Below are 353 nucleotides of genomic sequence, written 5' to 3' on the forward strand. Positions count from 1 at the left end.
TTTAGCCCCGGTACATTTTCGGCGCAGGGTCACTCGACTAGTGAGCTATTACGCACTCTTTAAATGGTGGCTGCTTCTGAGCCAACATCCTAGTTGTCTGTGCAACCCCACATCCTTTTCCACTTAATAGTTATTTTGGGACCTTAGCTGGTGGTCTGGGCTGTTTCCCTTTCGACTATGGATCTTATCACTCACAGTCTGACTCCCAGAGATGAATGGATGGCATTCGGAGTTTATCTGAATTCGGTAACCCGAGATGGGCCCCTAGTCCAAACAGTGCTCTACCTCCATCATTCTTACTCTGAGGCTAGCCCTAAAGCTATTTCGGAGAGAACCAGCTATCTCCAAGTTCG

General features: G+C 48.2%; 1 rRNA gene. It reads right to left on the reverse strand.

What is annotated here, in order from left to right:
* Positions 1–353 (reverse strand): 23S ribosomal RNA (locus tag RV00_RS16050); the annotation flags it as partial.

The organism is Enterococcus devriesei (assembly GCF_001885905.1).
GTDB lineage: Bacteria > Bacillota > Bacilli > Lactobacillales > Enterococcaceae > Enterococcus_A > Enterococcus_A devriesei.